This window comes from Actinoplanes subtropicus, from assembly GCF_000721705.1.
Lineage (GTDB): Bacteria > Actinomycetota > Actinomycetes > Mycobacteriales > Micromonosporaceae > Actinoplanes > Actinoplanes subtropicus.
Genome location: NZ_JOJL01000020.1, coordinates 51,326 through 72,550, shown reverse-complemented (window position 1 = coordinate 72,550; position 21,225 = coordinate 51,326). Strand labels below are relative to the sequence as shown.

The following is a 21,225-nucleotide window of genomic DNA, read 5'->3' as shown; positions in this document are numbered from 1 at the left end:
GCATCGTCCCGCGCCCCGAAGGGTGCCCCGTTCTGCTGCCATTGCCGAGGCAGGACACGGCGCCGGTTCCAGACGTCTTTCCGGCGGACGCGAAGTTCCGTCGACTGGAGATTGGGTTTCAGGCAATCCAGCTTTCGCCATATCACGCGGGTCCTCCCACGGCACCGTCCCCAACGCCTGGACCCGGCCCGTGGTTTCCTGGCATGCTCTGGTCCCCGCGTCGGCCTTTCGGCTGCGGGTAAGCCATTGGACCCAAGAACCTCCCTTCGAGTTCTTCCCAGCTGAGCTGGGGATACAGCAATGCGCCTCGTGGCGCACCAGGCGCCTTCGATGACGCCGGTGGCGATGGGCCAGCCCATGGTCAGCGCGATGCGGTAGATGAGGTAGGGCTGTTTCGCGGTGAGGTAGTCGATACAGCGTTTCAGCCCGGGCGCGTTCCAGCCGCCTCGGCCCGCCCCACCGAGTAACTTATTCGCCGGTGAGGGCCGCGTAGACCGACGGCCCGTCGCCCGACAGCGCCGCCTTCGCGTCGACGGCGAGCCGGTCGGCCAGGATCTCCGCGTGCCCCGACTCGAGCCCGTCCAGCGCCCGGCGCACGATGACGGCCGGGTCGGTCATCATCGCGTCCAGTGTCCCGGGCCCGGCGACGGCTTCCGCGAACGCCTTCAACGCCGGCGTCGAGGCCATCCCGAAGACCAGGCTGCTGACGTGCGTGCCCTGGGTGGACAGCTCGCTGCGCAGGCCCTTCGTCATGCTCCACAGGGCGGCCTTGGACGCGGCGTAGACGTTGATACCGTCAGAGGTCGCCCAGGCCGCCGACGAGAGCACGTTGAGCACGGCACCGCCACCGTTGGCGGCAAGGATCGGGGCGAACGCCCGGACCATGTCGAGGGTGCCGTAGACGTTGGTGTCGAACGAGCGGCGGATCACGTCCCGGTCGCCGCCGGTGAAGGTCAGCCCGGCGGCGAACACCGACGCGTTGTTGATCAGCACGTTGACGTCGCGGGCGCGGGCCGCAGCCGCGGCGATCGAGTCCCGGTCGGTCAGATCGAGCTGCAGCACCTCGGAGCCGGGGGCATCGACGGTCTCCGGGCGGCGCGCGGTGGCGTAGACCCGGCTCGCGCCGCGCTCGATCAGCTGCTCGACGAAGTGGTGCCCGAGGTTGCCGGCCCCGACGCCGGTGACCAGCACGGTGGATCCTGATAGCTTCATGAAGGTCACGCTAGTGGCAGGCCCTCGCAGTAGTCGATGCTCGAAAAACGCATCTTGCTTATCCAATCGACTCATTCGGTGGTGCACGCCGCTAGGGTAGGCGGCATGGATCCAGTGACCGACGTGCTGCGCCTGACCGGGATGAAGGGAACCGTCGGCGCCCGCATCGAGGCGGGCAGCCGGTGGCTCGCCGAGGTGTCGGACTACCCGGGAATAGCCACCCATGCGGTTCTGAGCGGCGCCGCCCTGCTGCTGACCGAGGACGGCCGGCACGTGCCGCTAGCGGCCGGTGATGTCGTCATGCTGCCGATCGGCGTGCCGCACCGGCTGGGCGACGCCACCGACGGCGTACCGGCATCGGTGCTCCCCAGGGACGCCGCCGGTCAGGTGGTGCGCCTCGGCTCCGGTGCGCCGCGCACGCGGATCCTCACCGTCTACTACGACTGCCATCACGTGAGCCGGACCCAGGTACTCGACGAGCTGCCCGACTTCCTGCACATCGAGGGCGGCGAGCCCGGCGCGGCGTACCTGGACGATGTCGTACGCCTGCTCGGCCGTGAGCTGGCGCACCCGCAGCTCGCCACCACCGCCGTGCTGGAGAGCCTGGTCGAGCTGGTTCTGGTCCAGCTGGTCCGGGCCTGGCTGGCGCGGCGCGGCACGCAGCAGCGCGGCACCTGGCTGGGCTGGACCGGCGATCCCGTCGTGCGCGCGGCGGTGGAACGCGTGCACGCCGACCCGGCCGGGAACTGGACGACCACGACACTGGCCGCGGCACTGAACGTGTCCCGGGCGACCCTGGCCCGGCGATTCGAGGCCGCCATGAACCGCAGCCCGGCCAGCTACGTCACCCAGTGGCGCATGGACCTCGCCGCCGTCCGGCTGCGCGACACCCGTGATCCCGTCGAGGCCGTCGCGGCGGGGGTCGGCTACCAGTCCGTCCCGTCATTCACCCGGGCCTTCCTGCGTGACCGCGGAACGACGCCGGGAGCGTTCCGGCGCATGGGCTGAGCAGCGCCGAGGCCAGGGCCGCGACCACGGTGCCGATGTCACCGATCAGCGGGCGCAACGACGCCTCGACATCCACGACGGCTTCGTCAGCCTCGTCTGCGCCCAGATTTGTAGGTGTCGATCGATCAAGTGGACCACCCGCAGGTCGTGTTGCAGAGGTTGAAAGATCGATGTGTTTCGGCTTGTCTGTGTGATTGGGCTGGTGTGTTCGGCAGGCCGCAGTGATGAGGTATCCGGCTGGTGGAGGCCTACCTTGTGGGTCGATCGACCGTCACCGCTGCCGCGAGGACGTCGCTATGCTCCCGGCGGTCCGCCGAACTGGGCTCGGCGGACCCGCACGGGGGTGCATCACCATGCTCATGTCGCTTTCTCTTTCGCATGGCGTCGGTCCGGCCCGACCGACCGCCACCACGACATCGCCCAGGTGCGGAAACAGCACCTGAAGCCCAGCAGCAACGCACCGCGATCAACTATCACAGTCCATATAGGACGGAGGCGTGACACGCACACCACGACGATCACAAGATCGTCGACAGAGCCATTTTTCAGCGTCCGCTAGCAGGCCGGTACGTCACGTCACGCCAACTTAAGATGCGGGCGCCGCTGAGATGCGGGCGCCGCTGAGATGCGGGCGCCGCTGAGATGCGGGCGACCCCGAGACGCGGGCGACCCCGAGACGCGGGCGACCCCGAGACGCGGGCGACCCCGAGACGCGGGCGACCCCGAGATGCAAACGGCCGGCGCGATAACGGGAGCCGCTCGGATTGCCGCGGCCGCCCCGGGGTGGTTGGGGCGGCCGCGGAGCTCGGAGCGAACCTCAGGCGACCGAGGTGGACCACATGGCCGTGAACGCGGCCGCCTCCCCAGTCAGCCAGCTCTCGATGTCGGCCGGCTTCATGGCCGGGTCAATGCGATGCGTCATTCCGCGCCGCAGATCGACCAGGACCGGCTCCGCGTTGGGCAGGATCTGGTCCATATGCCCCGCCATCAGGTGCAGCGTCGCGGTGACCGCCTCGGCCGTCGGTGGCGCCTCGTCGAAATGCAGTCGCACGGCTTCGCGCCGCCCGTCCTCGTACCGCAATCCGAAGTGGGGGTTGATTTTGACGGCGAGCGGCCCGACCGAGGCGAGCGCGTCCCGGGTCTGCGCGAGGCTGACCCCCGCCGGATCGCCCAGCGACGCCAGGTAGGCGAGCGCGCCGGTGCTGACCGCCTCATACAGCGGCTTCCACCGGTCTTTCACGAGATCGGTCACGCCGTTCAGATAGCTGCCGCCGGTGCGGAACGCGATGTCGGCCTTCAGCGCCTTCACCAACTGACCGTGCGGGTTGAAACCGCTGCGGCGCTCGCGGGCGCGCCGCAGACCGCCGACGAACGTGGCCTTCGCGGGGCCGGTGCGGGTCACGTAACGAGTGAAGCCGAGCATGGTCGCGTAGGGCGGGATCACCGCCACGGAATCGGACAAAACGGGAGCGTTCACGTTGATCTCCTCGCAGGTCACGGCCCCTTTTAGTACACACATTCTAATCGACGGGTACGACATTCCCCAACCCCGCCGCCCGGCGCAGGATGCGCTCGAAGTCGGCGGGAGCCGACAGCATCGGGAAGTGGTCGCCCCCGGGCACCTCGAGGAGACTCGTCGCCGGCGCCTGCTCGGCGAGGCGGCGAGCCCACCACCGTGTGCTGGCGAAGTCTCGCCCGCCGACGACCACGTCGACCGGGACGGTGAGCTCGGCGAAGCGGGCCTTCACGGGCGGGTCGAGCTCGGCGCCGAGCGACTCCGGCAGTTCGATCCAGTACGCGTTCGCCAGCTGCAGACCGACCATCTTGCGCCGCTCGTCCGGGCCGAGGGCCGCACCCCACTTGCCGATGTCCGCCTCGGCGTACGCGGCGAGTCCCCGGCCGGCGAGGAGTCGTCCGAGCCGGGTGATGTGCTCCTGCATCTCCCGGCGGGCGGCGGCCTCATCCGGCGTGGGGTCGGGGAACTCGCCGAACGTGGCGGCCACCGACACCACCCGGGCCACCCGATCCGGAAAGGCGTGGGCGAAGGCCAGCGCCCGCCTCGCCCCGTCCGAGACGCCGACCAGCACCGCGCGCCGCACACCGGCCGCGTCCAGCACCGCCGCGATGTCGTCGACCTCGCGGTACGGCTTCGTCGCCCGGGACGACAGGCCCATGTCGCGGAAGTCGAACGCGGTGACCCGGGCGGACGTGGCGAGCCACTCGACCGTCGAGTCCCACATGCGCAGGTCGGCGGCGCCCGCGTGGAGCAGCACCACGTCCGGGCCTTCGCCGCGGGTGCGGCTGTACAAGTACCCGTCCGGAACCTCGACGAATTGTTCGATCACAACGGGCTACGATCCCACGCATGCTGCTGCGGCCCGCGGTCGACCGGTTCAACGCCTGTTTCGCGTCCTTCGAGTCCTCGCCGCGGTGGCGACGCCACTTCACGATCATCACCTACACCGGCCGCCGCTCCGGCCGGACCTTCAGCACGCCGGTGTCGTACCAGCGAGCCGGGAGCACGGTGACCATCAGCGTGCTGATGCCCGATGCCAAGAACTGGTGGCGCAACTTCCTCGGCGGCGGCCCGATCACGTTGGGCCTCGACGGCGTCCAGCGCACCGGTCACGCGACCTCCCGCCGCGACGATCGGGGTCGCGTCACCGTCACCGTCGAGCTGGACGACTGATCAGGCGGTGTGGCCGGGCAGGCGCAGCAGCAGGCTGGCGCCCGGCTGGTGGGCCGTGTCCAGGGTGATCGTGCCGTGGTGCAGCTCGGCTATGGCGCGGACCACGGCGAGGCCCAGCCCGGTGCCGGCGATGCCGTGGTGGGCGACGTTGCTGGCCCGGTAGAAGCGGCCGAAGAGCCGGTCCCGGTCGGCCGGCGGGATGCCGATGCCGCGGTCGCTGATCCGCAGCTCGGCCACGCCCGCCTCGTCCCGCAGCCGGATCTGGACGTCGCCGCCGGCCGGGCTGTACTTGATCGCGTTGGAGATCAGGTTGTCCACCACCTGCCGGAGCCGGGTGGCGTCGCCGCGCATCGGCAGGTGTTCGGGCAGGTCGGGGTCCAGCCGTACGGCGTTGGCCGCCGCGGCCGGCTCGGCGGCGGCGACCGCGGCCCGGGCGATCTCGGCCAGGTCGAGCCCGGTGACGGTGAGCGACAGGTGGCCCGACTCCAGCCCGGCCAGCTCGAGGAGGTCGTCGACCAGGGCCCGCAGCGTACGGGCGTTGCGGTCGATCGCCTGGATCATCGACCGGGTGTCATCAGCCGAGGGGTCGTCGGTGAGCATCGCAGCGTAGCTGCAGATCGTCGTCAACGGGGTGCGCAGCTCGTGGCCGACCAGCGTGAGGAAGTCGTCGCGGCTGCGGCTCAGCTGCACCCGCAGGTCGGCGGCCCGGCGGACGGCCAGGAACAGGCCGATCTGGGCGGCGACCCCGCCCAGCAGCACCGCGAGCAGGCCCTCGTCGTACTCGGCGGTGTTGGCGTAGCAGGTCAGGACGCCGTACATGACGTCGCCGTCGCGGACCGGCACGGCCAGCGCGACGGCCAGGTGCGTGCTCTCGGCGAGGTCGGGCACCCACAGCGGCTGCCCGCTCGCCCACACGGTGGCGATGATGTCGGCGCTCCCGCCCACCCGGTCGTCGAGTCGCAGCCCGGGCGCGCTCCACTCGGCGATGTCGTGCAGCGTGTCGGTCAGCGGGTCGATGAGCCACAGCTCGGCGTGCGGCCAGCCCAGCGCGTCGGCCACCGCGTGCAGCACGTCCGGGGCCGCCTCCTCGATCGTCGCCGAGGTGGAGAGGATCCGCCGGACCTGTTGCTCGCAGGCGCGGAAGCGTTCGGCGCGGCGCACCGAGGTGACGTCGTGCAGCGCCGTGACCGCCCCGAGCCGCCGGCCGTCGCTGCTGGTGATCGGCTGGGCGCGGGCCACGAAGATCCGCTCGCGCCGGTCCGGGACCTGGACGAGTACGTCGGCGGCGCGGACGTGCTCGCCACCCAGCGCCCGGAGTAAGGGGGTCCGCTCCGGCGGCATCGGCTTGCCGTCCGGCCCGAAGGTCAGGTCGGCGACCCGTTGCCCGACCAGTTCCGGGGCCCAGTCCTCGGGTACGCCGTAGAGCTCGCGCATCGCCCGGTTGAAGACCGTCCAGTCACCCTGCGCGTTCATGGCGGCGACGCCCACGTCCAGGTTGTCGAGCAGCGCGGCCAGGAACCGGTTGGCCCGGTGCAGCTCGTCCGAGCGGCGCAGGATCTCGGCCTGCAGCCGGGCGGTCTGCTGCTGTGCCTCGTCGTCCTGCTGCTGGAGCAGCACCAGCTTGGTGACGTCCTCGACCTGGTGGATGATCTGGGTGAGCCGCCCGCCGGGGCCGAGGACCGGGGTGTTGCGGGGGCTCCAGTAGCGCACCTCGAAGCCGCCCCCGGCCGCGGCCGGCCGGGCCACGTCGTACTTCTGCACCGCCATCGTGTCCGGCACCCGGCGATTCAGGACCCGCTCCAGCGAGGCGCGCAGGTTCGCCACCCCGGTCGCCTCCGGGTCCTCGGGGTTGTCCGGGAAGACGTCGAAGAGGTGCCGGCCCAGGATCTCGGCGCGTTCGGTCATGGTGGCCCGCAGGTAGGTGTCGGTGGCCGCCACGATCCGCAGCTCGGGATCGAGCACCAGATAAAGCCCGGGCGCCGACTCGAACAGCACCTGAAAATCGGGCATATCTATAGATTAACACCGGCTGGCTGGGAAAACCGGTGGCGTCGTCCGGTCCGTGCCCGGAGACTGCGTGCCGTGCAGGGCTTCGCTGAGGGCCGGTTCGCGCCCGTTGCCGCGGTGTTCGAGAAGAGCATCGCCGACGGCGGCGCCGCGCTGTCCGTGACCGTCGACGGCGAGACCGTCGTCGACCTCTGGGGCGGGTGGGCCGACGCCGCGGGCGCCCGGCCGTGGCAGGCCGACACGATCCTCAACGTCTACTCCTGCACCAAGACGATGACCGCGCTGACCGCCCTGCTGCTGGCCGACCGCGGTGAGCTCGACGTCGCCGCGCCGGTCCGGCGGTACTGGCCGGAGTTCGCCGCCGGCGGCAAGGGCGAGGTCACCGTCGCCCACCTGCTCAGCCACTCGGCCGGCCTGTCCGGCTGGGCCGAGCCGGTCACGGTCGAGGACCTGTACGACTGGGAGAAGGCGACCGCCCTGCTCGCCGCCCAGGCCCCGTTCTGGGTGCCCGGCACGGCCAGCGGCTATCACGTCGTGACCCAGGGCTACCTGGTCGGTGAGGTCGTGCGGCGCGTCACCGGGCGTACGGTCGGAGCGGTTTTCCGGTCGGAGATCGCCGGGCCGCTCGGCGCCGACTTCCACATCGGGCTGCCCGCCGCCGAGGATGCCCGGGTCGCCGAGATGATCCCGCCGGCGACCGCGGTGACGATGTTCGCCGAGCCGACCCCGCTGCAGGTCAACGCCTCGACCAACCCGGTGATCGACGTGGCGGTGACCGGGAGCCGGGCCTGGCGGGCCGCCGAGATCCCGGCCGGTAACGGCACCGGCAACGCCCGCTCGCTGGCCCAGGCGCTCGCCCTGCTGGTCACGGAGCGGGAGGCCGTCGCCCGCCGCGCGCTCGAGGTGCAGGTCGACGGCCGCGATCTCATCCTGGGCCTGCCGCTGCGCTTCGGGCTCGGCTTCGCCGTCGGCAACGGGATGATGCCCAACCCGAACACGCTCTACTGGGGTGGCCTGGGCGGCTCGCTCGTGCTGGTCGACCTCGACGCCCGCACGACGTTCGCCTACACCCCGAACAAGATGGCCGACACCCTTTCGGATGTACGAGGTCTGGAGCTCGCGATGGCCATGTGGGAGGCGATGGCGCTCATCTAGGCGTGGTACGCGCAGACTGGTCGGCATGGCCCTGCTCCGAGTTGACTTCGCCGCCGAGACGCTCGAACTGGAGACCGCGATGACCGTGGTGCTCCCGCAGGAGGGGGAGGCGCCGCCGCCGGTCGTCTACCTGCTGCACGGGCTCACCGACGACGACACGGCCTGGACCCGCTTCAGCTCGATCGAGCGCTACGCGACGGCCCGTGGCCTGGCCGTGGTCATGCCCCAGGTGCACCGGAGTTTCTACGCCAACGAGGCGTACGGGATGAGGTTCTGGGATTTTCTGACCGGGGAACTGCCGGAGACCGTCGACCGGTTCTTCAAGGTATCCACCCGGCGGGAGGACACGTTCGTGGCCGGGCTCTCGATGGGCGGCTACGGCGCCTTCAAGTGGGCGCTGCGCGAACCGTGGCGCTTCGGTGCGGCGGCCGCCATGTCCGGGGCGCTGGACCTCGCGTACATCCAGGAATTCGATCTGCGGCCGCACATTCGTGCCCTGGTCGCCCGGGTCTTCCCCGACCGCAAGGTCGCGGGCGGCGACGAGGACCTGATGCACCTGGTCAAGGAGGCGGACCCGGCGACCCTGCCGCGGCTGATGCTGCGCTGCGGCACCGAGGACCACCTGGTCAAGCAGAACGAACGCTTCGTCGCCGCGTGCGCCGCGGCCGGCGTGGAGCTCGACGCCGACTTCGGCCCCGGCGGGCACGAATGGCCCTACTGGGATCGGGAGATCCAGGTGGTCCTCGACTTCCTGCTCAGGAGTCGTCGCGGCTCTGCTCGGCCAGGAAGCGCTCCAGCTCGGCCCCCAGCTCCTCCGCGGTAGGCAGCGGCGTGTCCGACTCGGCCAGCAGGTTGTTCTCCCGGCCGCGCAGGAACGCGTCGTACTGCGCCTCCAGCGAGCTCACCAGGCGGGCGGCCTGCTCGTCGTCGGCGATCTGCTTGTCCACATCGGCGCGGACCAGCTCCGCGGCCTTGCGCAGCGCCCCGGTGGGCAGGGCCAGGCCGGTGCTGCCCGAGACCGAGTCGGTGAGCAGCTCGGCCGCCGCCGGGTAGTTGGTCTGGGCCAGGTAGTGCGGGACGTGCGCCGCGTACCCCATCGCGTCCTTGCCCTGCTCGCCCAGGCGGAACTCGAGCAGATTCCCGACACTCGCCGGCACCTGCACCCGCTGCAGCCAGGACTCGCGGTCGCCGAGCAGGCGCTGGTCGGTGGCGTGCGCGGTGACGCTGACCGGCCGGGTGTGCGGCACGGCCATCGGGATCGCGTTCAGCCCGACCGTCAGCTTCACGCCGAACCGCTCGATCAGCCCGGAGACCGCGGCGATGAACCTTTCCCACTGCAGGTCCGGCTCGGGGCCGGCGAGCATCAGGAACTCCTTGCCGAGCTGGTCGCGGACGAGGTGCAGGGCGAGGCTGGGCGCCTCGTAGGACTCCCAGTGGTCCTCCATGAAGATCATCGGAGGGCGGCGGGAGCGGTAGTCGAGCAGCTGGTCGAGGTCGAAGGTCGCGACGACCCTGGTCTCCAGGGTGTCCAGCACGTTTTCGCGGAACAGCTGGATGGCGCTGCCCGCGTCGACGAACCCGGTGAGCGCCTGCACGAGCACCGGCTCGTCCAGGGCCGGCAGGTCGTCGGCCAGCTCGTAGAGCTCCGTCGGATCGAGCACGTCGAGGACCTCCTGTGCAGAAAGGCGGGTAACTGCTGGTAACAACGTAGAGCCGGGCTTCATTCCGGCGGCGGCGGATGCGATCTAGGTCTCAGCCCGGATACAACCGATCTTCACCCCTCGCGTGCACGTGCATGTGCACGGCACAATGGAGTCTCCGGATCCTTCCCACCCCCCAACGGAGAGATCGGAATGAGCGAAGCCGCCACGCTCCCCGAGACCGTCGCGCCCCTCGGGCCGCTCTGGTCACGCATGAAGTCAGATCCGCAGTATGCGCCCGAACACCTGGCCCTGGACGCGGTGCGTCGTCTCGGGCCGGAAGCCGCCTCCTGGGCCGCGCGCTGCCGCCTGGACAATCCGCGCATCACCGGCGATGCCCTCGCCGCCGCGGCGGTGCGCCGCTTCACCACGCTGGCCCGCATCTCCGGGAGTGTCTCCGGCGCCACCGGGCTGCCGGCCGCGGTGCTCGACGTCGGCGTGCTGGCCTGGACCCAGTCGCGGATGGTGCTGCACATCGCCGCCGCGTACGGTCTCGACCCGGCCGCCCCCGAGCGCGCCGCCGACCTGCTGGTGCTGCAGCGCGTGCACAAGGGCGCCGAGAGTGCCCGCACGGCCCTCGGCGTCGCCGCCGGCCGCGAGCGGGCCAGCCGCCTGTTCACCGAGGTGTGCGACCGGCCGCTGACCGGCGTGATGATGAAGCTCGGCTACCGCCTGGGCCAGATGGCCGGCCTGCACGCGGCCCGCCGGGTGTTCGCGAAGCGGGCCGCCTGGGTCACCTCGGCCGCCACGCGGGAGCTCGCCGCCCGGGCACGCGCCCAGTTCCGTACCGTCTAAGGCTCTGGACTCTCCGGTCGATCTGATCCGCGACAGCGGTTCGAGACACGGGGAGGGCGGGCCGGTGCGCCGTCGTTGGCTGGGCATTTGTTGGCTGGGCACGATGATCTGCGCGCCGCTGGTGCTGGGCGGCTGCAAGGCGAGCAGCGTCGCGAGCCCGGTGCCGTCCCCGAGCGGCACACCCTGGGTGATCACCGTCTCCGGCAGCGCCACCCCGTCCCCGTCCCCGTCGGTCGCCACCGCCACGCCGAGCACCTTCCCGACCGGCTTCCTGCCGCTGCCCTCCGGCTCGGTCACCCCGACGCCCACCGGCTCGGCGACCGACTGCCCGCCGGACGCCTCGCACGACATCGGCGGCGCCACCGTCGTCCCCGGCACCACCAGCGCCGCGGTCACCTTCTACAACCCGGGCGGCTCGTACCTGGTCGAGTACCGGATCACCGCGATCTCCCAGGACGTGCTCGTGGGGCAGCAGCGCGACGTCGGCTGGACCGTGGTCACGCCCGGCACGGGCTGCGGCTACCTGACCGCGACGGTCAGCGGCCTCGACGCGAAGACCCGCTACGTCTTCTCGGTCGACGCGGTCACCACCATGCTGGGCCGGGACGGCACGCAGGCCTCGACGGTCGCCCGCTCCGGGGTGGTCACGACGGCGTAAGGGTCTTCGCCGGCCGCCATCCGGTGGCCAGCGCCTTGCCGAGGTCCAGCACCATCCCGTCGGTGACCTGGTCGACGCTGTATCGGGTGAGCGTCCGGCCGGGGAGCAGCGCCGCCACCCGCGCCACCGTCAGCGGGACGTGCCGCACCGGCACGCCGAGGACGGTCTCGACCGCCTCGTCCCGCCGGTAGACCACGTCGTCGGCGACGTTGTAGGCGCCGGGCGGCCAGCCGATCGCGGCCAGGCAGGCCGACGCCAGGTTCTCCACGGCGGTCAGGCTCAGCGGCACGTCCGGGCCGGGCAGCCAGGCGCGTCCGCCGTGCACGACCCGTCGCAAGCGCGGCAGCAGGTGGGGGTCGCCGGCGCCGTAGACCGCGCGGGGCCGCAACACCACCGCGTGGCCGGCCAGGGCGATTTCCTCACCGATTGCTTTCGTACGCCCGTAAGCCGTGCGCTGCCGATCGGCGGGGTGATCCTCGCGCACCGGCGTTCGATAAGGCCCCGGCCGATAGACCGAGGCGCTGCTCACCCAGACGACCGGTCGCCCGGCCGCGGCGGTCAGTAGCCGGCGGGTCCCGTCGACGTTGACGCTGCGGAAGGCCTCCTCGGTGCGGCGCCCGGGCCGCGGGTCGCCTACGGCCGCCGCGAGGTGCACGACCGCGTCGGCGTCCCCGAGATCGGGCTGATCGACGGTCGCGTCCCAGGGGAGGTGCTTGCCGACCGGGCCGGGCCGGCGTCCCACGCACAGCACGTCGGCGCCCATCAGGGCCGCCTGCTTGGCCAGCACGCCGCCGCAGAAGCCGGATGCCCCGGTGATCGCGATCTTCATGCCGTTCCCCGAATCACCAGTGACCGCCAGCCGGGAAGCGCCGAGCGACGGTCGGCCTTCGCGCGCACCACGACCGGCCGGTGCGGGGCGAGGGCCGCCAGCAGGTCGGCGAGCTGCTGCCGGGCGAGGCGCGCGCCCGGGCACGCATGCGTCCCCGCCCCGAAGACCAGCTGAGCCTGCCGGGCCGGTGCCGGATTCGCCGGGTCGGGATCGCGCCGGTGCGCGTCCACCGCGTGCCGGACGATCAGCAGCATCCGATCCCCCTTCCGGACCGGGCAGCCCGGAGTGATCTCGCCGCCGGCGGCGGCCACGCGAGGCAGGAGCGGCGTCGGCGAGGTGACCCGCAACAGCTCGTCGACCAGCAAAACCTCGCTTGCGTACGCCCAAAGTCCGTCATCGCAGACCCAGGCCGCGGAGCGCGGAAGCGCCGCGACGGTCGTGTTCACCGCGGCGACCGCCAGCGTCGCCGCCAGCCCGCCGTCGCCCGGCCCGGCCAGCGCGATCAGGCGTCCCGCCGCGGCCTCGGCCCGCCGCTCCGCCCGCCGCCGGGCCGGCCCCGGGAGGTGGGCACGCGCCGCCGCCGAGCCGGCCTCCCGGGCCGCCGCGGCCAGCTCGAACGGATCCACGTCGAGGTCGAGCAGCGCCGCCGCGGTCGCCCCGGCGATCTCGGCGGCCAGCGGGACGAGGTCGACCGTGCCGCCCTCCGCGAGCCGGGCGAGGCGCTCGTCGAGCAGCCCGTTCCAGACCGGCCGCAGCCGCTCGACGCCGGCCGCGCCGAGCCGCTCGGCGACGTCCCGCCGGGTGCGCCGGTGGTCGTCGCCCTGCTGGTCGAAGAGCCCGCCGGCGCCCGCCAGCCGATCCACCGCACCCCCGGTCGTGCCCTCGGCCGTGCGGTCGAGCGGAATCCGGGTCAGCGCGGTCAGGCAGGCCTCCCGGTCGTTCACGAGCAGCGTGCCGCCGAGCCTCCGCACCGGCTTCCGCCGAAGGACCGCGAGCAGCGCGAACAGCACCGGATGGCCGAGCAGGTAGACGCGCCGGTCCCGCGCCCGGGCGGCGGAGCTCACGCGGTGGCCCGCGCGGCGAGGCGGGCGGTGGCCGCGCGGTCCGGTTTGCGCGAGCGGCCGGCCAGCGGAATGCGCGCGAAGACGACCGCGTCGGGGCGGGCCGCACCCATCCGGGCCAGCGGCTCCCGAAGCGACACCCGGAGGCTGGCCTCCGCAGAACCGGGCGCCGGCTGGATCACCGCCACCACCCGCTCGTCGCCGTCCTCGGCCGGCACGCCCACCAGCAGCGCCAACTCCACGCCGGGAAGGTGCAGCGACGGCTCGTACAGGCCCGGATAGATGTTCTCGGCCCGCCGGAGGATCATGTCCTTGAGCCGACCGCCGAGCACGACCCGGCCGTCCGAAATGTCCCCCAGATCGCCGGTCGCCACCCGGTCGAAGGGCTCCTCGCCCAGGTACCGGTCCGCCACCGTCGGCCCGGCCAGCAGGAGTTGACCCGCTGCGTCGGTGGTCGCCGTCACGCCGGGTAGCAGGTCGCCGACCAGGTCACCCGGCCCGGTGAAGGCCGACTTCGACGCGGACTCGACTGCGGCCGCCGGGAAGACCTCGGTCAGCGCGTAGACGCCCCACGCCTCGGCGGCCCCCGCTGCCCGTACCGAGGCCAGCAGGGCCGCGCTGACCGGCGCCGACCCGCTGTAGACCCGCCCGGTGAAGCGAACCCCGTCCGCCAGCGCCGCGCGCAACTGCGGCGGCGTCAGATAGGTGGCCTGCGGGCGCAGCGCCCGGATCTGCCGGCCCAGTCGGCGGCGTGACGGCAACGCCACCGGCGCCCCGCCGGCCAGCGACGGCAGCAGGACGAAAAAGGTCCCGCCCAGCACCGGAAGGTCCGGCACCGGCCGCACCAGGTCGTGCACCGCGGTCATCCCCGCCGACAGCGACCGCCGGGTGTGCACCACCGCCCGTGGCCGGCTGGTCGTCCCCGAGGTGAAGACGATCACCGCGTCGCCGTCGCCGTCGTAGGCCGGTGGCGGCGGCCCCGGGAGCGGGCGCATCACGGGCGGCATCCCGGGCAGGCGACGGCCGATCGTCACCACCGGCGCGAGCGAGTCGAGCGGCGGCAGGGCGAGATGCGCGCGCCGGGCCAGCGGCGCCAGCCAGCCGGCCACCGCCTGCGCCGCGGCGTCGGCCAGGATCAGCCGGGGCGTCGCCGTCGCGAGGCGGGCGCGCAACACGTCCGGGCCGGCGGTCGGATCGAGCACCGCGATCCGCAGCCCCATCCGGTACGCCGCGAGCATGGCCGCCAGCGAGCGCGGCCCCGGGCGTACGGCCAAAGCGATGGTCTCGCCCGCGGCCAGGCCCTTCTCGCGCAGCGCCACGGCGTAGCCGTGCGTGAGCTCGGCCAGCTCACCGCGAGTGACCCGCCCGGCCAGCGCCGGACGGTCGTCGCCGGGCCGCAACCCGGAAAGGAGCCGCTCCAGCATCAGCGCGGGTCCGCCGTCAACGTGCCGCTGCCGCGGTCGAGGTACCACTTCGCCGTGCCGACGATGCCGTAGGCGCGAAGACGCCGGGTCGAGTTGGCGACCACCATCTGCCGGCTGTGCACGATCGCCGCGGTGGTGCGCCGCACCCGGTTGAGGAAGGCGCGGTCGGTCGGGGAGGGCCGCCGCGGCATGCCCCCGCACGCCTCGTACAGGCCGGCCGTGATCGCCATGTTGTTGCCGGCGTGCATCCGGTAGGGCGCCAGGAACTCGTCGCCGCGGTGCGCCGGCCGCAGCCGCCCGAACGCCGCCGCCAGCCCGACCAGCACCCGGAAGAAGCCCCGCCCGAGCGGCCCATGCTCGTCCCGCCGGGCCACGATCCGGCCGCAGGCCAGGCCGCCGCTCTCGGCCAGCGCCCGGCGGGCGGCCGCGACCCAGCCCGGCGCGGGCACGCAGTCGGCGTCGGTCCGGGCCAGGTGGACGGCACCGCGCGCGATCGCGTGCCGGAAGCCGGTGTCGACCGCGCAGCCCACTCCCTTCTCCGGCTCCACCAGCACCTGGGCACCGAACGACCGGGCCACCGACGCCGTGTCGTCGGTCGAGCCGTTGTCGACCACCAGCAGCGTGAAGTCGGTGTCGGTCTGCGCCGCGAGGGCCCGCAGGGTGTCGCCGATCCGGGCGGCCTCGTTGTACGCCGGCACCACGACCCACAGCGGCGCCGTCACGACACCTCCCAGACCATGGTCATCAGACTGACCCCGCCGCCGAGGCCGACCAGCAGCACGCGGTCGCCGGTCTCCAGCGCCGGCCGCACCCGGGCCAGCTGCACCCCGAGCGTCGCCGACGCCATGTTGCCCAGCTCGTCGACCGTCACCTCGAGCTTGTCCCGGGGCACCCCGGCCACCCGGACGAAGTGCTCGAGGTACGGCCGGGTCACCTGATGCACCAGCACCCGGGCGTAGTCGTCCCAGGCGTACCCGGTGCGCAGCGCCACCCGCTCGATCAGGCCGGCCCCGATCCGCTCGAAGATCCGGCGCAGCCGGTGCCCGTCGCCGGTGAAGTAGGTGTGCTCGTCGCCGCGCGGGTGCCGGGAGCCGCCGCCGAAGATCCCGCCGGCCGACCAGTGCTCGGAGTGCGTCTCGCTGTCCACGTCCACGATGCCGCCCGTGGCGACGGGCTCGACCAGCACGGCCGCCCCCGCGTCGCCGAAGGTGAACCCGGCGAACGCCGTCCGGGCCTGGGCCAGCCCGTCCACCCGGGAACGCATCGCCCGGGTCGGCGTCTCGCCGGTCACCACCAGGGCCCGGCGCGCCCGGCCGGCCAGGATCATCGACCGGGCCAAGTCGATGCCGTTGAGGAAGCTGTTGCAGGCGTTGGTGACGTCCAGCGCGTGCGCCCGGCTGCCCAGCGCCGCCTGCACCACGTGCGCGGTGGCCGGCTCGGCCATGTCCCGGGTGGCGCTGGCGAACAGCAGCAGGTCCAGGTCGTGCGGGTCGGTGCCGGTGTCGGCGAGCACCTTGGTGGCGGCGTCGATCGCGAGGTCCGACGCGTACTCCCCGTCTGCCACCATCCGGCGCCGCTTGATGCCGGTGGCCTGCTCGAACATCCGTGGCGGCAGCGTCAGCCCGCTGGCCGCCGCGATGGTGCGCTGCAGTTCGCCGGTCGCTACTTCGCGGGCCGGCAGGGCGTACGCGATCCCGGTGATCCCCACATTCATGGGCGACAGCCTTCCGTATCCGGCGTGCCTCGGGCGTGAGTAGGGGTGCTCATCTTGAAGTCTCTAAGCTTCCCGGCATGGAGAGCATCGTCGACGTGGTCGTGCTGGTGGCGATCTCGGTCCTCGGCGCGGCTCTGGCCCGCCGCTTCGGCCTGCTGGCGCCGCTGGTGCTGCTGGTCGCCGGCCTGGCGCTGTCGTACGTGCCGGGCTTCCCGCAGGCACACCTCAAGTCCGAGCTGGTGCTGATCGGCATCCTGCCGCCGCTGCTCTACGTGGCCGCGCTGCAGACCTCGGTGCCCGCGTTCCGCCGGCAGATCCGCCCGATCCTGCTGCTCGCGATCGGTTTGGTGCTGGTCACCGCGTTCGTGGTGGGCACGGTGGTGCACTGGATCCTGCCGCAGATCCCGTACGCCGCTTGCGTGGCCCTGGGCGCGATCGTGGCCCCACCGGACGCGGTGTCGGCGACCGCGATCGCCCGCTCGGTCGGCCTGCCCCGCCGGGTGGTCACCATCCTGGAGGGCGAGAGCCTGCTCAACGACGCGACCGCGCTGGTGCTGGTGCGCATCTCGGTCGGCGCCCTCTCCGGCGCCGCGGTGGGCTTCTGGCCGATCGCCGGCCAGGTGGCGCTCAAGGCCGGCGGCGGCGTGCTGATCGGGCTCGTCGCGGCGATCGTCGCCGCCAAGCTGCACCGCAAGATCGAGGACCCGCTGCTGGAGGACGCGGTGTCCCTGCTCATCCCGTTCGTCGTGGTGATCGTCGCCGAGGTGGCGCGCAGCTCCAGCGTGGTGGCGGTGGTGGTCTGCGGGCTCTATCTCGGGCACCGCATCCCGTACCTGCTGTCGCCGACCTCCCGGCTACAGATGGAGGCGGTCTGGCGGCTGACCACGTTCCTCCTCGAGGGCGTGGTGTTCCTCCTGGTCGGCTTGCAACTGCGGAGCATCGGCAACAGCATCGAGACGGATGTGGGCACGACCGTCGCGGTCACCGCCGCGGTGATCGGCGCCCTGATCGTCGTCCGCTTCGTCTGGATGTATCCGGCGACCTACCTGGTCCGGCTGATCCCGCGCATCCGCCGCCGGGAGGAACGGCCGCCGTGGACCTCGCCGACCGTGATCGCCTGGGCCGGCATGCGCGGCGTGGTCACCCTGGCCGCCGCCCAGACGCTGGACCCTTCGCCGTTCCGGGACCTGTTCATCTTCATCGCCTTCGCCGTGATCGTTTTCACGTTGCTGCTGCAGGGCACGACGCTGCCGTGGCTCGCGGTGCGGCTCGGCGTCCGGCAGGACACCACGACGGCCGACGCCCTGGCCGAGGCCGGGGTGCAGCATCAGGCCAGCCGGGCCGCGCTGGCCGCCCTGGAGAAGGAGGCGGACGGCGCCCCGACCGAGGTGGTCGACCGCCTCCGCGCGCTGGTCGAGTCCCGCTCCAACAACGCGTGGGAACGGCTCGGTAATCAGCAGCAGGAGACCCCCTCGGCGGCGTACGGTCGGCTGCGTCGCGAGATGATCAGCGCGGAACGGCACGTCTTCAAGATCGCCCGCAACGAGGGCCGGATCCCCGAGGAGGTGCTGACCCGCGCCCAGCGCGAACTCGACCTGGAAGAGTCCCAGCTGCAACGGAGTGACGATTGACCTGCCAGCACCTGGCGGCGGCCGGCGACCCGGCCCCGCAGTCGGCCTACGAGGACGGTTGCCCGCAGTGCGTGGCCGACGGCTTCACCGGATGGGTCCACCTGCGCCTGTGCCTCGATTGCGGCACGGTGGCCTGCTGCGATTCGTCGCCCCGCCGCCACATGTCCGCCCACCACGAAGCCACCGCCCACCCGGTGATGCGCTCCTTCGAGCCCGGAGAAAAGTGGCGCTGGTGCTACGCCGACGAATTGCTGGGCTGAGCTCCGGTCCTCAGTCGCCGGGTGCGGTGAAGATCGCGCCGGGATCGCGGCCGTTGCCGTCGGTGTCGGCGAGCGCGAGGATTTCGTCGCCGGCTCGCAGGACGGTGTCATGGGCGACCTGAACGAGGCGGCCGTCGCGGTTGATCATGCTGATCCACAGGCTTTCGCCGAGGGGTAGCTCGGCGATGGAGCTGCCGTCGGCGGTCGAGCCCGTGGCCACCCGGTAGCGGCGCAGGCCGGTGGGCTCCTCGCGGAAGCGCATGCCGAGCGCCCACGGTTCCAGCTCGGTGCTGCGCATCGGCACCTTCGCCCACTTGGCCACGGTGGGGGCGAGGCCGCCCTGCACGATCACCGAGAAGGTGACCACGACGAAGACGATCTCATAGATGCGTTGGGCGTCCGGGACGCCGGCGGTGAAGGCGAAGGTGCCCAGCAGCACCGGCACGGCACCCTTGAGGCCGGCCCAGAGCACGAATACCCGCTCGCCGGTGCGCAACCGGACGGGCAGCGAGATGAGGCCGACCAGCACGGGCCGGACGAGCAGGGTGAGCACGACAGCGATGACCAGACCGGGCCACAGCGCGTGGACCGTGGGGAGATCGCGCAGGGAGACGGTCAGGCCGAGTACCACGAAGGCGACGACCTCGGCCAGGCTCGCCAGGGCGCTGTGGAACCGCTCGATCTCTCGTTTGTACGGCGCGTTGGCGTCGCCGACGACGATCCCGGCGATGAAGACGGCGAGGAATCCGGAGCCGCCGGCGACCGTGGCAAGGCCGTAGACCGCGCCGGCGAAAGCCAGGGTGCGGATCGGGTACAACGCCTCGCTGGGCAGCGCCATGCGGCGCATCAGTCGCAGCAGCAGCCAACCGGAGGCCACCCCGGCCACGCCGCCGATCGCCATCTGCCGGAGGAACTCGACCAGCCCCTCCACCACGGCGTGGCCGCCGCTGAGCCCGACGGTGCCGACCAGCACCGCCATGAGAGCAATGCCGACCGGGTCGTTGGCGCCGGCCTCGCCCTCCAGCAGGACGCCCGAGCGTCCCACGATCTCGCGACGGCCCAGCACGGAGAACACGACGGCCGGGTCGGTGGGGGACAGGGCCGTGCCCAGCAGCAGGGCGACTTGCCAGCCGAAGCCCAGCACCGCGTGGGCGAACACGGCGAGACCGGCCGCGGTGACGGCGGTCCCGGCCACGCCGATCCAGAGCACGGCGCCGGCGTTGGGCCGCAGATGCCGCCAGCCGATGCCCATCCCGCCGTTGAAAAGGATCATGATGAGAGCGACGGTGACCACGTTCTGGACCGTCTGCACTCGCATCGAGGCGAGCGCGGGGAACAGGTCGGCGGCGATCGCCGCGCCGACCAGGAACAGCGCGGGCGCGGGGATGCGTATCCGATCACTGACTCGGTTCGACAGGATCGCCGCCACGACGACCAGCGACACCCCGAGCACGTCCCAGCCGAAAGACGCCACATCCTTCACGACGTGTCACGCTATCGCGGCGTTGCGGTCGGCCGGTTCACCGCGGTCCGACCAAATATCATGCTCTGACCGGACTCACTCCCGGCGCCAGGAGGCAGCGGGTGGCAACGACGGTGGGGATCGGTCTCGGCCTGCTCGGTCTGCTGTTGCTGACCGTGGCGGCGGACCAGCTCGTGCTCGGCGCCGGCCGGCTTGCCGCGATGCTGCGGATCGCGCCGGTGGTCGTCGGCGTGGTGGTCATCGGCCTGGGCACCAGCACCCCCGAGTTTCTCGTGTCCGGCGTCGCGTCCGCGCGCGGGGACGGTGGTCTCGCGATCGGCAATCTCGTCGGTTCCAACATCGTCAACCTCACCCTCATCCTCGGAGCGGCGGCGCTGGCTGTTGCTGTTCCGCGGCCATCGCGTCACCCGCGTCGAGGTCGGCATCCTGATCGCCGCCTACGCCGGCACCTTGCCGCTGCTCGGGTAGCGGCAGGACTGCACGGTTACCACCGGATCGGCGCGATGTTGTCTGCCGACCGGGGACATCAGGACGAAGGCCGGGGCGGCCGCGTCGGCGGGAGGGGTGGGTCCGGAAGGTGGGTTTCGAGTTAGATGGGTGGGTGCGGACTCTCTTCGTAGGTGCCGGCGCGACCGGTGGGTATTTCGGCGGGCGGCTGGCCGAGGCCGGCAAGGACGTCACGTTTCTGGTGCGGCCGGGGCGGCGGGCCGTGCTCGACCAGCGCGGTCTGCGGATCAAGGGGCCGCGCGGTGAGACCGTCTCGCATCCCCGGCTGATCACCGCGGACACCGTCGACGGCCCGTACGACCTGGTCGTTCTTGCGGTGAAGAGCTATGCGCTCGGCCAGGCGATGATCGACATGGCGCCGGCGATCGGCCCGCGGACCGTGATCGTGCCGCTGCTCAACGGCATGCGGCACGTCGACGAGTTGCGGGCCGCGTTCGGCGCCGAGCGGGCCTGGGGCGGGGTCTGCCTGATCGAGGCGACGGTCGACGAGGACGGCGACGTCGTGCAGATGTCCGGGCTGCACCGGATCGGCTACGGCCCGCTGGACGGCGGCGAGGACGAGCGGCTGCCCGAGGTGACCTTCGCGCTCTCCGGCGAGGAGTTCGACTCGAACCCGTCGCGCACGATCGTCGAGGACATGTGGGGCAAGTGGGTCTACCTGGCCGCCGCGGCCGCTCTCACCACGCTGATGCGGGCCACGATCGGTGAGATCAACGCCGCGCCCGGCGGGCCCGACCTCGGCACCCGGATGGCGAACGAGGCGATCGCGATCGCCGCCGCGGCCGGCCACGAGCCGCGCCCGGCCGCCGTCGACGTGGTGCGGCAGAACCTGGCGACCGACGGGCCGCGGACGTCGTCGATGTACCGGGACATGGCGCAGGGGCTGCCGGTCGAGGCCGACGCGATTCTCGGCGACCTGCTGGCCGAGGCGGCCAAGCACGACGTGCCGGCGCCGATGCTGTCCGCCGCGTACACCAATCTGAGCATCTACGCCACCAAGCGGGCCGGCTGAAGGTATCGAACAGCGGGCAACCGGACAGTCGTGCGGATGCCGCCGGGCGGATCGGTGAGAATGACCGCTGACGCGGCCGC

Annotated in this window: 20 protein-coding genes and 1 pseudogene; 10 read left to right on the top strand and 11 right to left on the bottom strand. The window is 72.3% G+C overall.

Annotated elements, in window-relative coordinates:
* Positions 1-468: 468 nt before the first annotated feature.
* Positions 469-1,212 (bottom strand): SDR family NAD(P)-dependent oxidoreductase, encoded by a 744-nt coding sequence (locus IH26_RS0125595; protein ID WP_030438779.1) that lies wholly within the window; start codon positions 1,210-1,212, stop codon positions 469-471.
* A 105-nt stretch (positions 1,213-1,317) separates the two neighbouring features.
* Here IH26_RS0125595 and IH26_RS0125590 point away from each other — a divergent pair, with 105 nt between their 5' ends.
* Positions 1,318-2,220: an AraC family transcriptional regulator gene (locus IH26_RS0125590; RefSeq protein ID WP_030438778.1), complete on the top strand. Its 903-nt coding sequence runs from the start codon at positions 1,318-1,320 to the stop codon at positions 2,218-2,220.
* 817 nt (positions 2,221-3,037) lie between these two features.
* Here IH26_RS0125590 and IH26_RS0125585 read toward each other — a convergent pair.
* Both IH26_RS0125585 and IH26_RS56100 read right to left on the bottom strand, forming a co-directional pair.
* Positions 3,038-3,643 (bottom strand): hypothetical protein, encoded by a 606-nt coding sequence (locus tag IH26_RS0125585; protein WP_051808544.1) that lies wholly within the window; start codon positions 3,641-3,643, stop codon positions 3,038-3,040.
* 97 nt (positions 3,644-3,740) lie between these two features.
* Positions 3,741-4,565, bottom strand: a complete 825-nt coding sequence (locus IH26_RS56100) for an alpha/beta fold hydrolase (protein WP_030438776.1) — start codon at positions 4,563-4,565, stop codon at positions 3,741-3,743.
* A 20-nt stretch (positions 4,566-4,585) separates the two neighbouring features.
* Between IH26_RS56100 and IH26_RS0125575 the strand changes: the two genes are divergently transcribed.
* Entirely contained in the window at positions 4,586-4,909 is a 324-nt protein-coding gene (locus IH26_RS0125575; RefSeq protein ID WP_030438775.1) for a hypothetical protein, read from the top strand.
* Here IH26_RS0125575 and IH26_RS0125570 read toward each other — a convergent pair whose 3' ends face one another.
* Entirely contained in the window at positions 4,910-6,919 is a 2,010-nt protein-coding gene (locus IH26_RS0125570) for a PAS domain-containing sensor histidine kinase (protein WP_084599059.1), read from the bottom strand. It lies immediately after the preceding gene.
* A gap of 72 nt (positions 6,920-6,991) precedes the next feature.
* Between IH26_RS0125570 and IH26_RS0125565 the strand changes: the two genes are divergently transcribed.
* Positions 6,992-8,071 (top strand): serine hydrolase domain-containing protein, encoded by a 1,080-nt coding sequence (locus IH26_RS0125565; RefSeq protein WP_245665503.1) that lies wholly within the window; start codon positions 6,992-6,994, stop codon positions 8,069-8,071.
* A gap of 25 nt (positions 8,072-8,096) precedes the next feature.
* Positions 8,097-8,894, top strand: a complete 798-nt coding sequence (locus IH26_RS0125560) for an alpha/beta hydrolase (RefSeq protein ID WP_051808494.1) — start codon at positions 8,097-8,099, stop codon at positions 8,892-8,894.
* Here IH26_RS0125560 and IH26_RS0125555 read toward each other — a convergent pair.
* Positions 8,827-9,732, bottom strand: a complete 906-nt coding sequence (locus IH26_RS0125555; RefSeq protein ID WP_030438771.1) for a proteasome assembly chaperone family protein — start codon at positions 9,730-9,732, stop codon at positions 8,827-8,829. The genes IH26_RS0125560 and IH26_RS0125555 overlap by 68 nt on opposite strands.
* Positions 9,733-9,924: 192 nt before the next feature.
* On the opposite strand from IH26_RS0125555, the gene IH26_RS0125550 reads away from it, so the two are divergent.
* Positions 9,925-10,566 (top strand): hypothetical protein, encoded by a 642-nt coding sequence (locus IH26_RS0125550; protein ID WP_030438770.1) that lies wholly within the window; start codon positions 9,925-9,927, stop codon positions 10,564-10,566.
* A gap of 64 nt (positions 10,567-10,630) precedes the next feature.
* Entirely contained in the window at positions 10,631-11,224 is a 594-nt protein-coding gene (locus IH26_RS0125545) for an RAD23 family protein (RefSeq protein WP_157437385.1), read from the top strand.
* Here IH26_RS0125545 and IH26_RS0125540 read toward each other — a convergent pair.
* From IH26_RS0125540 to IH26_RS0125520, 5 genes are read right to left on the bottom strand one after another with little or no spacing between them, the layout of a single operon-like run.
* Entirely contained in the window at positions 11,211-12,053 is an 843-nt protein-coding gene (locus IH26_RS0125540; protein ID WP_030438768.1) for an NAD-dependent epimerase/dehydratase family protein, read from the bottom strand. The genes IH26_RS0125545 and IH26_RS0125540 overlap by 14 nt on opposite strands.
* Positions 12,050-13,117, bottom strand: coding sequence for a cytochrome P450 family protein (locus IH26_RS0125535; RefSeq protein ID WP_030438767.1), 1,068 nt, complete (start codon positions 13,115-13,117; stop codon positions 12,050-12,052). Before IH26_RS0125535 ends, IH26_RS0125540 begins: the two co-directional genes overlap by 4 nt.
* A complete protein-coding gene (locus IH26_RS0125530) occupies positions 13,114-14,538 on the bottom strand; it encodes a class I adenylate-forming enzyme family protein (RefSeq protein ID WP_034215944.1) in 1,425 nt (474 codons plus the stop codon). Before IH26_RS0125530 ends, IH26_RS0125535 begins: the two co-directional genes overlap by 4 nt.
* Positions 14,538-15,260 carry a glycosyltransferase family 2 protein gene (locus IH26_RS0125525; protein ID WP_084599058.1) on the bottom strand — a complete coding sequence of 241 codons (723 nt, stop codon included), beginning with the start codon at positions 15,258-15,260 and terminating at the stop codon, positions 14,538-14,540. The genes IH26_RS0125530 and IH26_RS0125525 overlap by 1 nt, the downstream gene beginning before the upstream one ends.
* On the bottom strand, positions 15,257-16,252 hold the full coding sequence (locus IH26_RS0125520; protein WP_030438765.1) for a 3-oxoacyl-ACP synthase III family protein: 996 nt from the start codon (positions 16,250-16,252) through the stop codon (positions 15,257-15,259). The genes IH26_RS0125525 and IH26_RS0125520 overlap by 4 nt, the downstream gene beginning before the upstream one ends.
* 77 nt (positions 16,253-16,329) lie before the next feature.
* Here IH26_RS0125520 and IH26_RS0125515 point away from each other — a divergent pair, with 77 nt between their 5' ends.
* Together IH26_RS0125515 and IH26_RS0125510 are read left to right on the top strand one after the other, a co-directional pair.
* The gene (locus IH26_RS0125515; protein WP_030438764.1) at positions 16,330-17,883 is read left to right on the top strand and encodes a Na+/H+ antiporter; all 1,554 of its coding nucleotides are present in this window, start codon (positions 16,330-16,332) and stop codon (positions 17,881-17,883) included.
* Positions 17,880-18,143, top strand: a complete 264-nt coding sequence (locus IH26_RS0125510; RefSeq protein ID WP_030438763.1) for a UBP-type zinc finger domain-containing protein — start codon at positions 17,880-17,882, stop codon at positions 18,141-18,143. The genes IH26_RS0125515 and IH26_RS0125510 overlap by 4 nt, the downstream gene beginning before the upstream one ends.
* A gap of 10 nt (positions 18,144-18,153) precedes the next feature.
* On the opposite strand, the gene IH26_RS0125505 is transcribed toward IH26_RS0125510, so the two are convergent.
* Positions 18,154-19,626 (bottom strand): potassium/proton antiporter, encoded by a 1,473-nt coding sequence (locus tag IH26_RS0125505; protein ID WP_030438762.1) that lies wholly within the window; start codon positions 19,624-19,626, stop codon positions 18,154-18,156.
* Between the two features lie 101 nt (positions 19,627-19,727).
* Here IH26_RS0125505 and IH26_RS64610 point away from each other — a divergent pair.
* Positions 19,728-20,015 (top strand): annotated as a pseudogene (locus IH26_RS64610) (calcium/sodium antiporter); the annotation flags it as partial.
* Positions 20,016-20,227: 212 nt separating this feature from the next.
* Positions 20,228-21,145 (top strand): ketopantoate reductase family protein, encoded by a 918-nt coding sequence (locus IH26_RS0125495; RefSeq protein ID WP_030438761.1) that lies wholly within the window; start codon positions 20,228-20,230, stop codon positions 21,143-21,145.
* The last annotated feature ends 80 nt before the right edge of the window (positions 21,146-21,225 follow it).

Bases quoted from the DNA above. Each gene is read 5' to 3' on its own strand.
- IH26_RS0125595 (WP_030438779.1), bottom strand. From the start codon at position 1,212: ATGAAGCTATCAGGATCCACCGTGCTGGTCACCGGCGTCGGGGCCGGC.
- IH26_RS0125590 (WP_030438778.1), top strand. From the start codon at position 1,318: ATGGATCCAGTGACCGACGTGCTGCGCCTGACCGGGATGAAGGGAACC.
- IH26_RS0125585 (WP_051808544.1), bottom strand. From the start codon at position 3,643: ATGCTCGGCTTCACTCGTTACGTGACCCGCACCGGCCCCGCGAAGGCC.
- IH26_RS0125575 (WP_030438775.1), top strand. From the start codon at position 4,586: ATGCTGCTGCGGCCCGCGGTCGACCGGTTCAACGCCTGTTTCGCGTCC.
- IH26_RS0125570 (WP_084599059.1), bottom strand. From the start codon at position 6,919: ATGCCCGATTTTCAGGTGCTGTTCGAGTCGGCGCCCGGGCTTTATCTG.
- IH26_RS0125560 (WP_051808494.1), top strand. From the start codon at position 8,097: ATGGCCCTGCTCCGAGTTGACTTCGCCGCCGAGACGCTCGAACTGGAG.
- IH26_RS0125550 (WP_030438770.1), top strand. From the start codon at position 9,925: ATGAGCGAAGCCGCCACGCTCCCCGAGACCGTCGCGCCCCTCGGGCCG.
- IH26_RS0125540 (WP_030438768.1), bottom strand. From the start codon at position 12,053: ATGAAGATCGCGATCACCGGGGCATCCGGCTTCTGCGGCGGCGTGCTG.
- IH26_RS0125530 (WP_034215944.1), bottom strand. From the start codon at position 14,538: ATGCTGGAGCGGCTCCTTTCCGGGTTGCGGCCCGGCGACGACCGTCCG.
- IH26_RS0125520 (WP_030438765.1), bottom strand. From the start codon at position 16,252: ATGAATGTGGGGATCACCGGGATCGCGTACGCCCTGCCGGCCCGCGAA.
- IH26_RS0125515 (WP_030438764.1), top strand. From the start codon at position 16,330: ATGGAGAGCATCGTCGACGTGGTCGTGCTGGTGGCGATCTCGGTCCTC.